At 69.1% G+C, this 12,865-nt stretch carries 16 protein-coding genes and 1 tRNA gene; 6 read left to right on the forward strand and 11 right to left on the reverse strand.

The genetic code is table 11. The features are described from left to right. Positions 1–65 precede the first annotated feature (65 nt). The 8 genes from NGB36_RS21840 to NGB36_RS21875 form a co-directional block, all read right to left on the reverse strand. A complete protein-coding gene (locus NGB36_RS21840; RefSeq protein ID WP_255922080.1) occupies positions 66–260 on the reverse strand; it encodes a hypothetical protein in 195 nt (64 codons plus the stop codon). Positions 261–276: 16 nt separating this feature from the next. Next, complete coding sequence (locus NGB36_RS21845) at positions 277–468, reverse strand: mobile element transfer protein (RefSeq protein WP_255922081.1); 192 nt, start codon at positions 466–468, stop codon at positions 277–279. Continuing rightward, positions 468–653 carry a hypothetical protein gene (locus NGB36_RS21850; protein WP_255922082.1) on the reverse strand — a complete coding sequence of 62 codons (186 nt, stop codon included), beginning with the start codon at positions 651–653 and terminating at the stop codon, positions 468–470. The genes NGB36_RS21845 and NGB36_RS21850 overlap by 1 nt, the downstream gene beginning before the upstream one ends. A 13-nt stretch (positions 654–666) precedes the next feature. Continuing rightward, positions 667–1,257, reverse strand: coding sequence for a DUF2637 domain-containing protein (locus NGB36_RS21855; RefSeq protein ID WP_255922083.1), 591 nt, complete (start codon positions 1,255–1,257; stop codon positions 667–669). A gap of 86 nt (positions 1,258–1,343) precedes the next feature. Beyond that, positions 1,344–2,720, reverse strand: coding sequence for an FtsK/SpoIIIE domain-containing protein (locus tag NGB36_RS21860; protein ID WP_255922084.1), 1,377 nt, complete (start codon positions 2,718–2,720; stop codon positions 1,344–1,346). Between the two features lie 5 nt (positions 2,721–2,725). Beyond that, positions 2,726–3,085, reverse strand: coding sequence for an SCO3933 family regulatory protein (locus tag NGB36_RS21865; RefSeq protein ID WP_255922085.1), 360 nt, complete (start codon positions 3,083–3,085; stop codon positions 2,726–2,728). Positions 3,086–3,406: 321 nt separating this feature from the next. Then, complete coding sequence (locus NGB36_RS21870) at positions 3,407–4,642, reverse strand: helix-turn-helix domain-containing protein (RefSeq protein ID WP_255922086.1); 1,236 nt, start codon at positions 4,640–4,642, stop codon at positions 3,407–3,409. After that, on the reverse strand, positions 4,623–4,937 hold the full coding sequence (locus NGB36_RS21875; protein WP_255922087.1) for a putative quinol monooxygenase: 315 nt from the start codon (positions 4,935–4,937) through the stop codon (positions 4,623–4,625). The genes NGB36_RS21870 and NGB36_RS21875 overlap by 20 nt, the downstream gene beginning before the upstream one ends. 446 nt (positions 4,938–5,383) lie before the next feature. Here NGB36_RS21875 and NGB36_RS21880 point away from each other — a divergent pair, with 446 nt between their 5' ends. The 3 genes from NGB36_RS21880 to NGB36_RS21890 all read left to right on the forward strand — a co-directional run bounded on the left by NGB36_RS21880 (position 5,384) and on the right by NGB36_RS21890 (position 7,008). After that, the gene (locus NGB36_RS21880; RefSeq protein WP_255922088.1) at positions 5,384–5,581 is read left to right on the forward strand and encodes a hypothetical protein; all 198 of its coding nucleotides are present in this window, start codon (positions 5,384–5,386) and stop codon (positions 5,579–5,581) included. Beyond that, on the forward strand, positions 5,578–5,976 hold the full coding sequence (locus NGB36_RS21885; RefSeq protein WP_255922090.1) for a hypothetical protein: 399 nt from the start codon (positions 5,578–5,580) through the stop codon (positions 5,974–5,976). Before NGB36_RS21880 ends, NGB36_RS21885 begins: the two co-directional genes overlap by 4 nt. Before the next feature lie 774 nt (positions 5,977–6,750). Then, the gene (locus NGB36_RS21890; protein WP_255922091.1) at positions 6,751–7,008 is read left to right on the forward strand and encodes a hypothetical protein; all 258 of its coding nucleotides are present in this window, start codon (positions 6,751–6,753) and stop codon (positions 7,006–7,008) included. A gap of 154 nt (positions 7,009–7,162) precedes the next feature. Here NGB36_RS21890 and NGB36_RS21895 read toward each other — a convergent pair. Next, positions 7,163–7,249 (reverse strand) — tRNA-Ser (locus tag NGB36_RS21895). Positions 7,250–7,324: 75 nt separating this feature from the next. Continuing rightward, positions 7,325–8,758, reverse strand: a complete 1,434-nt coding sequence (locus NGB36_RS21900; RefSeq protein ID WP_255922092.1) for a S1C family serine protease — start codon at positions 8,756–8,758, stop codon at positions 7,325–7,327. Between the two features lie 173 nt (positions 8,759–8,931). On the opposite strand from NGB36_RS21900, the gene NGB36_RS21905 reads away from it, so the two are divergent. From NGB36_RS21905 to NGB36_RS21915, 3 genes are all read left to right on the forward strand, one after another. Beyond that, entirely contained in the window at positions 8,932–9,813 is an 882-nt protein-coding gene (locus NGB36_RS21905) for a glycerophosphodiester phosphodiesterase (protein WP_255922093.1), read from the forward strand. Positions 9,814–9,976: 163 nt separating this feature from the next. Then, positions 9,977–10,504: an ATP-binding protein gene (locus NGB36_RS21910; RefSeq protein WP_255922095.1), complete on the forward strand. Its 528-nt coding sequence runs from the start codon at positions 9,977–9,979 to the stop codon at positions 10,502–10,504. 178 nt (positions 10,505–10,682) lie between these two features. Continuing rightward, positions 10,683–11,663, forward strand: a complete 981-nt coding sequence (locus tag NGB36_RS21915) for a DUF5926 family protein (protein ID WP_255922096.1) — start codon at positions 10,683–10,685, stop codon at positions 11,661–11,663. Positions 11,664–11,918: 255 nt separating this feature from the next. Here NGB36_RS21915 and NGB36_RS21920 read toward each other — a convergent pair whose 3' ends face one another. After that, entirely contained in the window at positions 11,919–12,635 is a 717-nt protein-coding gene (locus NGB36_RS21920) for a bifunctional DNA primase/polymerase (protein WP_255922097.1), read from the reverse strand. Positions 12,636–12,865: the final 230 nt, after the last annotated feature.

Raw genomic sequence — 12,865 nt, forward strand, 5'->3', positions numbered from 1 at the left:
CCGGACAGCCGGAAGTTCCGGAGCCTGCGGGTAGACGGGACGGAGCAGCATGGTGGCGGGTCCCTTCAGCGATGGATGCCGTTGACGACGCCGACCCCGGTGCGGGTGCCGGAGTCGATGGCAGGGGCAAGGAAGGTGTGGGCGAGGTAGAACCCGAACAGGGCGATGACGGCGGCGACCCACAGGCGAATGCCGAGGAACTTGATCGCGGCCCAGGCGACGACACCGAGGACGAAGACCAGGGGCAGGCTGACGGTCACGGCGGAAGGTGTCCTTTCAGCGGACGGGGCAGCGGTGGGTACGGGCGGCCAACTCGGCGGCGGCGCGGGAGTCGTAGTCGGCGGAGAAGCCGCAGCGCAGGGCGGTGCAGGCGGCGGTGTGCTTCTCCCGGCCTCGCTCGTCGTAGGCGGTGCCGACCTGGACGGGGCCTATCCGGATCACGCGGCGGAAGCGGCGGTTGGCGGGCATCAGGCGTCCTCCGGGGCGCGGACGAAGTCGTCGGCGTGGTCGGTCAGCCAACGGCGGATCTCGGCGCTTTCGTCTGCGTCGGACGTGTTGATGGCCAGCTCGGCGACCCGGACGCCTTCAACGAAGCGGTTGCGGCGAGTCAGTTCGGCCGCGCGCCGCAGAGCGCGCAGGGTGGACGGACGCATTGGTGATCTCCTCTCAGAGTTGGGCGGCGATGGCGTCGGCAAGCGGGGCAGGCACGCCGAGCCGGGCGCGCAGGGTGGGTGTGTCGATGGGCGAGCCGGTTCGGGCGTGGTGGTCGGCGGCGACCTTCCGGGCGTGCTCGACGAGCGCGGCCGGGACGGACACGGCAGGCGCGTCCTGCTCGACGGGTTCCGGGCCGGGCAAGGGCTTCGGCTCCGGTTCCGTCTCGACGTCGACAGCCGTTGGCGTCGAATGTGCGAGGAGGGTTCCGCCGAGGAACGCGATGGCAGGCCATCCGGCGACGAGGATGCGCAGCCAGGCGGGCACGGCGTGAACGTCGAGGAGTCCGGCACTGGCCACATTCGCCCCGAGCGAGGCAGCGAGAGCGATCAGGAACCAGCACCATCCGGCCGGCCGGGACGAGCCGGAGCGCAGCCGACGCCAGGCGGCGACGAGCAGCAGATCCACCGAGATCGGATAGGCCCATGCCTTCCAGCCGGTCTGTCCGGCCGTCGCCGCGATGTCATGCAGATGGGCAAAGGACAACGCGGCGGCGATGGCCGCTTGGATCAGCACCGCATCGACGCGAGCCAGATAAGCGCGCAACGGTGTCACCTCCTTTCCTGGTTCGGGCATGGCGGGGGTAGGGACTTGGCGCGAAGACGGTCACGCCGACCGATGAAGGGGTTGGGCTACTCGGTCACGGGCCGGGGCTTGACCAGTCCGGCGGGGCGGTCCACCGGCTGAGCCGGGACGGCAGGCCGGAACCGGTCCAGCGAGGGCAGCTCCGGAACCAGGTGGGCCAACTCAGCGCAGACGGCGGCAGCGTCGGCCATCGACAGGTACGGGGTGCGGATGCGGGACCAGCCGCCGGAGGTGTCGCCGACGACGGCCATACCGGGCCGCTCCGGCGCAATGGCGCAGGCCGCCGAGACGGCCTCGGGGGCGATGTCGCCCAGCGCCATGGTCGCCGAGGGTTCGTCGTTGACGCGGTGGCAGACCCGCCCGGTGAGCTGAGCCCGGAGCATCGTTGCTCCCTTGCCTAGCTCGGCGCCGAACCGCTGCCCGCACACCTCCAGGTAGATGCCTGCCGCACGGCCGAGTTGGGCAAGGCGGATGAGCTGCGTGACCATCTCGTCCCGCCGTTGTTCGTCTTTCTTCGTGGCGACCAGGAAGAGCTCTGCCACCTCGTCGACGAACAGCACCACCGGCACCGGCCTCTCCGCCTCTGGCAGGCCCCAGATGTCGGAGGTGATCTCCTCGTCCGGCCTGCCCGGTGCGATGCCCTGCCGGGCCTTGATCAGGTCGTACCGGTCCTCCATCAGCCGCACCAGCATCGGCAGCAGCTCGGCTGCCTCTTCCGGATCGGTCGCCAGCGCGGAGAGACGAGGAGCGAACGGTGCCAGCTCCACTCCGCGCTTGCAGTCGATCCCGGCCAGCGCGACCGGCTGAGGAGCCAGCCCCGCGACCAGGTGGCGCAGGAACATCGACTTGCCCGACAGGGTTGCGCCGAGGGTGAGTTGGTGAGGTATCGCCCGGTAGTCGCGAATGAATGCCGTTGCATCCTCCCGCAATGCCACCGGCACCCGAAGGAACCCACCAGCCGTCTTGCGCGGCATGCGCACGGCGCGGAACACATCGAAGCCGACCAAGCGCAGCTCCACCACACCCGGCTTCACCTCCGAGACATACACGGCGTGAACTCCCCAGGCGTGCCGGAGTCGTTCCGCCGACGCGGCGACATCCTGCGGTTCCTGGCCGGGGGTGAGTCGTAACCGTAGCCGCATCCCGGTCGAGGTCGGACGGATGATTCCGCGCCGAGGCGGAACCGGCCGCACTTCCCGCCGAGTTGTGGCACGAACCGCAAACGCCCGCAGCCTGGACGGCTGCACCGTCAGCCCGCACGAGTCCATCACCGACCCGTACGAGACCAGCAGCTTGGCAGTCGAGACGGGCAGGCCGACCGAGCACCAGAACGCCGCCGGATGCTTCGCCCGGAGGTAAGCAGCCCCGCCACCGGCCACGGCGACCGGGCCACCCACCTCCATCAGGTTCAACAGCTCGGACATGGTGTTCAGGCCACCTCGCCCGCCGCCGCGGTCGGCATCATGCCGGGCACTACCGCCTCAGCGCGGAAGGCGATGCCGTGCCGTTGCTGACCGTTGAAGGTGCTCTCCCACGGCCGGGCCACCAGACCCGGCAGCGAGACCGGGGCGCCGACTGCCAGGCCCTCACTGATGCCGCGCTCCGGCACAGTGACCTTGATCAGCGAGGACTCCCCGTCCTCGATGTAGACCACGCCGAGCGTCCACAGCGTCTCGCCGCTGACGGCATCGGTGGCCACCTCGCCAGACCGACGGTCCTTGACCTTCTTCTCCGGAGCCTCGGTCAGCAGGATCGTCGCCGCCGAGGTCTCCACACGGATGGAACGCAATGCACAACTCCCTTTGTGCTGGCCCTTCTTCACGAAGGGACTCAATTGCCGACAAACAGCTACACAATGGGAGGTTGACCGCATACGGGCTGGGCGCGATACGCTCTAGGAGCGTTGATGCCAACGACGCACCCGGCCTGAGTGGGCTGCCTCCCGCTCAGGCCACATCCATTTCTGTGGCCTTCTCACACGCGCACCGGGCCGGGTCTGCCTTCCCGTATCGGTGCGCTTTCGCATGCCTGCTTCACCAACTCCGCCGGATGCGAAGGAGCGTTGCTGACACCACCACAGTAACCCGTACTCAAAGTATTGTCTAGTACTTCAGGTACTAGTCCGCACTTCTTGTACGCCCAGCTCGTTCGCCAGCGCCCTGAGCTGGTCAGACGGCGGCTGGCTCATCGTCAGCAGATCGGTCACGAGCTGCTTGACCAGCGGCATGGCCCGCACCATCTCGGGCGACAGGCCGCGCGCCTTGAGTAGAGCGGAGACAGCGGCGCCGACCTGGCGGCGCTGTGCGTGCGCTCTCGCGATGTCGATCTGAAACCGCGTCTGCCGCTCGGAAGAGAGCCCGGAAGCGTCGACAGCATCCGCCACCCGCAGGGCGACGCCCGCGTCACCGAGATCGACGGCAACGGCGACCTCATGCAGGCCGACGTTCGTCGGTCCGAACTCGGTGTTGTAGTCGTTGCGTCCGTCGCCGACCTGTTCGCCCATCTCGCGCGCCTGGCGCAGGTACGCATACGCGGCGTCCGCCTTGTTCATCCGGGCCGCTGCGACCGCTCGTTGGAGGGTCAGCGCTCCGCGCAAGGCAACAGCCTCAATCTCACCGGACTCCGCCATGGGGGCGAGCGCATCAGCCGCGCTACCCGATGCCTGCGCGGCCTGGTCGAAGTGGCGCGCGCCGAGGAAGACGATCGACAGCCGGAACTCACCGGCCGCCATCAGCAACGGGTCGTTGGCCCGCTCGGCAGCAACCACCGCGCGGTCAACGGCGATCCAGGCCGCCTCCGGTTCGCCCATGTTCGCCAGCCCAGCGCTACACGTGTGATACATGATCGCCAGCAGCCGGAACAGCTCGGAACGTTCCTCCTCCGGCGCCGAGCGTGCCGCCGCCTCCAGACCGGGAACGAGCTGTTCCAGGATCTCGGCGAGGTCCGCATAGTTGCCCTCATGCGTCAGTGACCACGCGCGATCGACCTGAGCCCGAAGCGCCGGCACGTCCGGCGGCTCGTGCTGGCCGAGGATGGCCTTGAGGGAGTGGGCGGCGCTCAGCACCAGGCGGAGCCGACTGGCCCCGGGCGGCTCACCCTCCACCACCGACGCGACGATGGGTGCCTCGGCCGCCAGCTCCGCGACCGGGATGTCAAGGACATCGGCAACCTTCTCCAGCACCGTCATCCGGTCGATGCGGCGCACGCCCCGTTCCACCTGGGACACCCAGGCTTCCGAGCGGTCCAGCAGCCGAGCGAACTCCTTCTGTGAGAGCCCGCGGCGCTTGCGGTTGAAGGCGATCTTGCGACCGAGCGCCTTTTCATACTCAGTACTCAACGTCCACACCCTTGCCGGACAGGAAGTCCAGGCGATCGACCTCGACGCCGGACAGGTATTGCTCCCGCTCGGAGAGGAAGGCGCGGACGTGGTTCTGGGACTCGTGAGCCTCGAAGGCGTCCTTGTCCCGGTACAGCTCGTAGAAGATCCGCTCCAGGGGGCGGCCGTCAACCCGGTGCACGGCGTAGATCAGCGTGCACGGCTCATTCGCCCGGATCAGCTCCCCAGTACGCGCGACCAGGGCGTCGAACGCGGCGGCTGCGGACTCGTCCTTGCACGTGAAGCGCACCATCAGCCCGAACATGCGGTTTCCCTCTCTGTCGGTATCTCGGCTCAGCACCACATCACGGCGTGAACGGTATGCGGTCGACCACCCCGCACGAAAAGTACGATCCCACACTCGGAGTACCCGTACGCGAGATACGGTGCTAGTACTAATTGTACGGCTCGCCACTGTCCGCGTCAGCAAAACGCAACAGCTGACCCGGCAAACCGCAGGTCACCGCCATGGAGGCAGCCATGCCCAGCTCCCCGAGAGCCCTTGTCCCTACCAGGAGCGATCCACCACCGACACCACATACCTGGCCGCTCGCTGATCACACGGTGGAACCCGCCGGGCAAGGCCGACACCGCAGGACAACGCCGACGCGCAGCCTTCACTGTGAGGCAGTCGCCTACACACCGCAGGACGGCCGATCCTTCCCGCTCAGCTCACACCGAGCCGCCTCTCCACGCCTGGCACTGCGTTGGATGCGGCGCCGAGCCCGGGACATCGCTGATCAGCTCGATCCGCCGACCGCACGACCGGTCCGGCACTGGATCAGCGACCACGCCGAGCACGAGCGCGCCCTGGCGCTACTCGCACGAGGCGAGACCTACACATTCACGATCTTCGACGACGCCACGCGCTACGCGCTGTCGGCCCACCCCACAGGGAACGCGCGATGAACCACCTGACGCCTCTCATCCACCACGGCTACTGGTGCGAGTGCTGGACCCAGAGCCCGACAACCGGCGATGCCGCGGTCTTGCTCGCATCCTTCGACACCACCAGCGCCGCCCACGCCGTCCGCTGGATCCGCGTAGCGCTCCGCACGCTCGCCTCGGTCGACCCGGACGCGTTCGCCGGAGCATGGGGATGGCTCACCGGCGGCTACGTAGCCGACATCGAAGCACTCGCCGGAACCGAGCCGTGCACCATCTCCATCCGCCACAAGGACACCCACGTCCAATGGACCGCCCGCCCGGTGCTCTTTCTCGGCCTGGCCCACCGTCAGGCGGACAACCTCCCGGCATGCGCAGGGAAGTTCACCCCGCTCACTGCCGCCCCCGTGCCTCACTGAGTAACAACCTTCTCCACGGGTTCAAGGCGGCTCGCTCCACTCGCCGCGCGCGCCCCGGCTCACCGCCGGGCCCGACGCTCCTGTCTCCGCCCCGCTCCGGCCCCGGCTCCGCCGGGCGCGCGGCTAGAGCGATCACGCCATGAGGGTGAGGCCCAGCGGTGGCTGGGGCGGCCGGCTCCACGGCTTTAGGCAGCCACCATGGGGCGAGCCTCGAAGATCGGGGCCCACATCGGGCCTTAACGGGCAGGTCCACAGACCGCCCGAGTCGCCAACAGCTTACGGGCCCCGATCTCTCGCCCCATGGCAGCTCCCGCCCAAAGCCGCTACGCCGACCTCGCGTCGGACTGTGCGGGCGCGTTGCACGTGAAACCAGTCCGCGCAGGGAAGCTGGCTCAACCGCGCCAGTAATAGGCAGGTTGCCGAACGGTCTATTACAAAACGTGAGGCGGCCATAGCGCCCGAAGCCAACCGACATCTGCCTTGTCGCGACGGATCGAAAATTTTAGGTTCGCAGGTCAGGGGCAGTCTTTGGCAAAGTCCACACAGCCTTTGGTGGCTCCATGCACAGAGAGTCCACACTTATCCACAGATCATCTTGTCTGCTGTGGATGACCATTGTGCATTCCGACTGAGACGGCGTCATGCTTCTCTCACACGCGCTCGCCAACAGTCGGTGTCGGTGGAGCGCGTTAGCGTCGCCCTAGACATGCGGAGGGCGCCCGCCTCTGGCCAAGAAGATCGGGCGCCCTACTCACGAACCGAAGGAGAACGCCGATGGCGTCCTACGTAGCTCGCGGCACAGTTGCCAAGGCTGGCGGCTGCACGCTTCCGACTCTCGCACAGCGCTCTGACACCCGCAATACCGTGTTGATCTTGTTCGTCTTGCTGGGGTGCGTCATCAACGGCGAGTCGCTCTCCAGCATCTTCGGAAAGGCGACCGGGCTCATTGTCGCCGTGACGGTGCTGATCATCGTTCGTGTCGTCGGCGCGCTCGTCATAGCGATGACGGGCCCGACTGACATCAGCGTCTGACACCCTCACGCACGGATGGTCCGCAGCGCCGTGCCCCATCCGTGCCCGATCCACCGGGGAATCACGGGGACTCACGGTCGAACACGGGCACCGGGAACGGCAACGACCCCTGACCAAAGTAGCTGGTCAGGGGCCGTTTTCACCGCTCCACCTGCGGAGGGTGTGGGATTTGAACCCACGGTGACGTTGCCGCCACGACAGTTTTCAAGACTGTTCCCTTAGGCCGCTCGGGCAACCCTCCCCGCGGCGCCGGCCAGCGGCGACGCGGGGGACAGCCTAACGGGTCCGGGGGCGAGGTGCTCAAGATCGGGGGTGATCAGCTGCCGTCGCCCTTGCGTTCGCCCAGGGTGACCGTGGTCGTCTGCGTCTGGCCGTTGCGCTGGTAGGTGACCTGGACCTGGTCGCCGGGGCGGTGCTGCCAGATTGTGCCGATCAGGGTCGGGCCGCTGTCGATGATCGTGCCGTCCAGCTTGGTGATCACGTCTCCCGGCTTGAGGCCGGCCTTCTCGGCCGGGCCGCCCGAGACCACCGACGAGCCGCCGTTGGCTCCGCTGGGCGCTATCTGGGCGCCCTGGCCCTGGTAGTTCATGTTCACGGACATGCCCATGATCGCGTAAACGGGCTGGCCGGTCTGGATCAAGGTGTCGGCGACCCACTTGGCCTCGTTGATCGGGATGGCGAAGCCGAGGCCGACGCTGCCGCCCTGGGAGGAGCCGCCGAAGGGGTCGATGCTGCCGCCGTTGGACGACTGGATCGCGGAGTTGATGCCGATCACGTTGCCGCTGCCGTCGAGCAGCGGGCCGCCGGAGTTGCCGGGGTTGATCGACGCATCGGTCTGCAGGGCGCTCAAGTACGACGCGGACGTGCCCTGGCCGTCGCTGGAGGCGACCGGCCGGTTCTTCGCGCTGATGATGCCGCTGGTGACCGTGCCGGAGAGGCCGAACGGCGCGCCGATCGCGACGGTCGGGTCGCCGACCGCGACGGCGTCGGAGTTGCCGAGGGGAAGCGGGGTGAGCTTTTCGCCGCCCGCGTTCTGCAGCTTGATCACGGCGACGTCGTAGCCCTGGGCGTGGCCGACGACCTGGGCGTTGAACTGCTTGCCGTCGTAGAAGGTGGCCGTCAGCTTGCAGCCATCGGCGGCCGAGGCGATCACGTGGTTGTTGGTGATGATGTGACCCTGCGTGTCGAAGACGAAGCCACTGCCCGTCCCGCCGTTCTGGCAGCCGGTCGACTGGATCGTCACCACGCTCGGCAGCGCCTTCTTCGCTATTCCGGCGACGGATGTGGGTGACCGGTCGAGGTCCTTGGGGTTCACGGCGGCCGACACGGTCGTCGAGCCGCTGTTGGAGCCGTCGGCCGCCCAATAGCCGATGCCGCCGCCGATCCCTCCCGCGACCAGCGCGGCCGCGATCACGGCCGCGACGAGCCCGCCGCCGCGCCTGGGGCCGCTCTGCTGCGGGTGCTCCGGATAGGGGGCCGGGCCGGTGGTGTACGGGCCGTACGGGCTCTGCGGGCCGCCCGCGGCGGGGCCCGCACCGGGCGGCGGCGGGGACGAGAAGGCCGACGGCTGAACGGGAGGCGTCGGCGGTGCCGGCGGCGTGGGGGGCGCCGGCGGTACGGAGGGCATCCGAGCGGTGGTGTCGGCGCCGGTGTCGCCAGACTGCTCCGAGACGCCCGGCTCGCCCTCCGCAGGGCGGCCGCCGCCGTCCTGCCCGGAGGCGGGGAGGCCGCCCTCGTTCTCGGTGCTCACAGCTTTGTCTCCTCGAAGATGCGGTCGACGATGTGGTCAGGCGTGTCGAGTCAAGCTTTTACCATCGTCCGTCGGACCACCGTAAGCAGTCCCTGTGCCGGTGCGCACGTTTCCTTATCACCGACATCTCTGACAAATCAGGCCCCTGCCCCGGACGGTGGGACGATGTCCCGGTGACGTACGCGTACGCGGACGGGCATGCCGACGGCATCCCTGCCCGGACCACCATCGAAGTCGTCGCCCACCGCGGCGCCTCGGAGGATGCCCCTGAGCACACCCTCGCCGCCTACCGTAAGGCCATCGAGGACGGCGCGGACGCACTGGAGTGCGATGTCCGGCTCACCGCCGACGGCCACCTGGTGTGCGTGCACGACAGGCGCATCAACCGCACATCCAACGGGCGCGGCGCCGTATCGGCCCTGGAACTGCGGGAGTTGGCGGCGCTCGACTTCGGCTCCTGGAAAGGCACGGACGGCTGGGACGAAGCCGATCCGTACGAATCCCCCGACTGGGAGGCCGATCCGAGCGAGCGCAGCGCCGTGCTCACCCTGGAGCGGCTGCTGGAGCTCGTCAACGGCGCGGGGCGCCGCATCGACCTGGCGATCGAGACCAAGCACCCGACGCGCTGGGCGGGCCAGGTGGAGGAACGGCTGCTGGAGCTGCTCGGGCGCTTCGGTCTGCGTGACCCACGGAACGCCCCGAAGACGCGTTCACGCGTTCGTGTGATGAGCTTCTCGGCACGCTCACTGCGCCGCATCCAGACCGGCGCACCCGAGCTGCCGACCGTCTACCTGATGAGCTACCTCCTGCCGCGCTACCGCGACGGGCGGCTTCCGGCGAGCGCCCGCATCGCAGGGCCCGGCATCCGCGTGCTGCGAGCGAATCCCGGTTACGTGGCACGGGTGCACCGCGCCGGTCACCGCGTGCACGTGTGGACGGTGGACGAGCCGGAGGACGTGGAGCTGTGCGCACGGCTCGGCGTCGACGCGATCATCACCAACCGGCCCAAGCAGGTGCTGGCGCAGCTGGGCCGGCAGGTCCGGGAGCTTCCGTAGCTTGGGCGCATTTGCCGCACACGAGGAGTACACCGGCGCGTTCGTACCGTGTTCGATCCCCATGAATGCCCCTGGAGACGCCCAAGAGATCGCCGTTCGGCTGTTTCCGGTCCAGGCCTATGGGGCATCCACTCCGTGGCGTGGGGTGAAGGAGGTCTCGGGGGTGGCGTTGGTGGTGGCCCAGGAGGTGCCGACGTCCTCGACCATGGCCCTACCCCATGGTCCGGCGGGCGTAGGAGAGGCGCGGCGGCGGCTGCGCAAGGAGCTGTACGACGCCGGGGCACCGGATGCGGTGGTCGACGACGCAGTGCTGATTCTTTCGGAGCTTCTCAGCAATGCCTGTCGGCACGCCCGGCCGATAGAGAACGGCGGCCCGAGTTCGGGTCTGCGCGCTGCGTGGCGCCTCGACGAGAACGGTCTGCTGACACTGGAGGTGACCGACGGCGGCGGCCCCACTCGGCCCATGCCGTCCAGTCCGTCCCTGACCGCCCGTGGCGGCAGGGGACTGGGAATCGTCGGTTCACTCTCGTTGGAGTGGGGCGTGCGCGATACGCCCGGCGAGGTCACCGTGTGGGCGATGCTCGCCGTACGCGGGCGGCACGCGCGGCGCAACGGCGTCAGCAAGCGGATGGCCATGCCCGCGGTGGGCGCCGTCGCGGACTTCGGTGATCTCTTCGACGAACTGGCGTAGCCACGTCAGCGATTACCGGCCCGATTCCGATGCGCGCTTCCGACGTGCATTCGTCCCCCGTCTGTCCCTCGTGCGTCAGCCTCATTGCCGCTTGCTGGGTTGTGTCGCGCCGTGGGCGCGGCCGGAAGGACTACGCTCGCGCCGGAAAACATACGCAGCACGCGGGAGATGCCCACCCATGGCCAAGAAGCGCCCCCTCACGTCGGACCGGAAGCCTGCCGCACGGCGCGGCGACGGGGAGATCCCGGTCGTCGGCGCGCGTGAGCCGTGCCCCTGTGGTTCCGGCCGCCGCTACAAGGCCTGTCACGGCCGGGCGGCAGCGCAAGCGCTCACCGAGTTGGTGCTCCGGCCGTTCGAGGGGCTGTCCGGCGAGTGCGACTGGGTCGCGATGCGCGAGCTCGTACCGGCGGCGACGGCCGAGCTGACGCTCAGGGAAGGACTGCCCGAGGGTGTGCCGTCGGTGACGCTCGTGACCGTACTGCCGATGGCGTGGCCCGCGTTGCGTCGGGACACGGGCGCGGTGCTGCTCGGTCTGCAGAACGACACGACATCCGGGGACATCAGCAGGGACCTCGCCGACACGTTGCGCCGGGCGCTGGAGACCGAGCCGGGCAATCCGGTGGAGGCGCGGCGCGCCGAGGCGTCCGGGCCTCGGCTGCAGGACCTGCTCGATCTCGACGCGCCGTTCGAGCCGGTGGTGCACAGCGGTTTCGAGTTCTGGCTCGGCGGTCCCGAGGAGGCGGCGAAGGCCACGGGCGAGGTGGCCGCCTCGCTGGAGCGGGCGAACGCGGCCGCGATGCCGACCGCCCGGCTGTCCGGGGTGGAGGCGGCGTACTGGTGCGCGACGCCGGACAAGAACCATCTGCGGTGGGTCATGCCGCACCCGGAGGAGAAGCTGATCGACGCGCTCGCGCGCCTGCACGCCTCGGGTGGCTCGTCGCTGGGCGACGGGACACGGCTGGTCGGATCGTTCCGCGCGCACGGGCTCGTCGTACCGGTGTGGGACCTGCCGACGTCGGTGCAGGCGGACGATATCGAGAAGCCGGCCGCGGAGTTCGACGAGCGGCTCGGGGAGGCGCTCGCCTCCGGCGCGCCGCTGACCGCGGAGGAGCGGCGGGCGCGCAGTGGACTCACCAACCGGCAGATCACGCTCAGCTGAGCGCCTGAGGACGGCGACGACGTGCGATGATGCGTGATTCCTGTCACAACTGGCCATTTCGGCCGGTGAATCTGCTGCAACGAATTTGCTCAAAGCCGAAGTCTTGTTACCGTTAAATAGAGCTCGATCGCTGGTGCATCCCCCGTCGCCAGCGATCGGGCCTTTTCCTGTTCCAGGGGGGCCGTGTTCCAGGGGTCCCTGTCCCAGAGGTCATGCCCGCGGCGTGTGCGGTACTGACTGACGCATCGCAGCGCGTCAGTACGCGAGCCGGCTCCCGTCGGGCGAGCCGACCCCCGCCTCGACGAGCGTGTCGACGATCACGGAGATCCGTGGCAGCCGGGGCGCCCCGCCGTCGGGGCCCGGCCGCGGCGGCCGCGCCCAGCTGACCTGGCCGGCCGCGATCCGCGACGGCGGCAGCACCACGTATCCGCCGCGGCCGTGGTAGCGGAGTGAGGACGGCACCCAGTCGTGCCGGTCGAGGAGTTCACCCAACTCCTCGAAGGAGTAAGGCGCCACGAGGAGTACGCACCGCGTCGGCGTCGCGACGACGGGTCCGAGCCGCACCCCCGTCTCCTCCAGCGTCGCGAGGGCGCGCGCGCCGGCAACGGCCGGGAGACTGACGGCGGAGACCGCACCGCCGGTGGCGAGGATCACGGGAGCGTCGGGGCGGTTGGTCCACCACCAGCCGATCATCGTGGGGTCGGTCGTCGCCGCGAGCAGACCCGGGTCGTACGGATGGCCGCCGGGCACGGCGCAGTCGGGGCGCGGGCAGGCGCAGGCCCGGTCGCCGCCCCTGTGCTGCTCGTCGCGATCGGTGGCTGCGCGGTCACTGCCCGCGCCCGGCAGTACCGGCCACTTCCACTGCGCGGCGTATGACAGTGCCGCGGCCCGTAGCGCCGAACGCTCGCGCTTGGCCTTGGACCACTGGCTGGACCACTTGAGCCTGCGTCGCCTTCCGAGGATCTCGCGCATCAGCGCTCGTTCCTTTCCGTGAACGCCCGAGGACCTGCCCATTACCACCAATGCCGCTCCCCCGTGAAGCCAGCACACCGCGTACGAGGCAGCGCATCACGCCGCCGGCCGAGCGTGGAACGTGGCGAGGGGTGGCGCACCTATGGCGCTTGGCGCTGCGCTCGCCTTCCCTCGTGACTGCCTACTGTTCCGCGTTCTGTCCCGCTCGTTGTCAGTCGTCCCGCCGGGTT

Source organism: Streptomyces humicola (assembly GCF_024436035.1).
GTDB lineage: Bacteria > Actinomycetota > Actinomycetes > Streptomycetales > Streptomycetaceae > Streptantibioticus_B > Streptantibioticus_B humicola.

What these genes read in the sequence shown, in the direction of transcription:
- NGB36_RS21845 (WP_255922081.1), bottom strand. Translation starts at nt 468, where the DNA reads ATGCCCGCCAACCGCCGCTTCCGCCGCGTGATCCGGATAGGCCCCGTC.
- NGB36_RS21850 (WP_255922082.1), bottom strand. Translation starts at nt 653, where the DNA reads ATGCGTCCGTCCACCCTGCGCGCTCTGCGGCGCGCGGCCGAACTGACT.
- NGB36_RS21860 (WP_255922084.1), bottom strand. Translation starts at nt 2,720, where the DNA reads ATGTCCGAGCTGTTGAACCTGATGGAGGTGGGTGGCCCGGTCGCCGTG.
- NGB36_RS21875 (WP_255922087.1), bottom strand. Translation starts at nt 4,937, where the DNA reads ATGTTCGGGCTGATGGTGCGCTTCACGTGCAAGGACGAGTCCGCAGCC.
- NGB36_RS21880 (WP_255922088.1), top strand. Translation starts at nt 5,384, where the DNA reads ATGCGGCGCCGAGCCCGGGACATCGCTGATCAGCTCGATCCGCCGACC.
- NGB36_RS21885 (WP_255922090.1), top strand. Translation starts at nt 5,578, where the DNA reads ATGAACCACCTGACGCCTCTCATCCACCACGGCTACTGGTGCGAGTGC.
- NGB36_RS21890 (WP_255922091.1), top strand. Translation starts at nt 6,751, where the DNA reads ATGGCGTCCTACGTAGCTCGCGGCACAGTTGCCAAGGCTGGCGGCTGC.
- NGB36_RS21915 (WP_255922096.1), top strand. Translation starts at nt 10,683, where the DNA reads ATGGCCAAGAAGCGCCCCCTCACGTCGGACCGGAAGCCTGCCGCACGG.
- NGB36_RS21920 (WP_255922097.1), bottom strand. Translation starts at nt 12,635, where the DNA reads ATGCGCGAGATCCTCGGAAGGCGACGCAGGCTCAAGTGGTCCAGCCAG.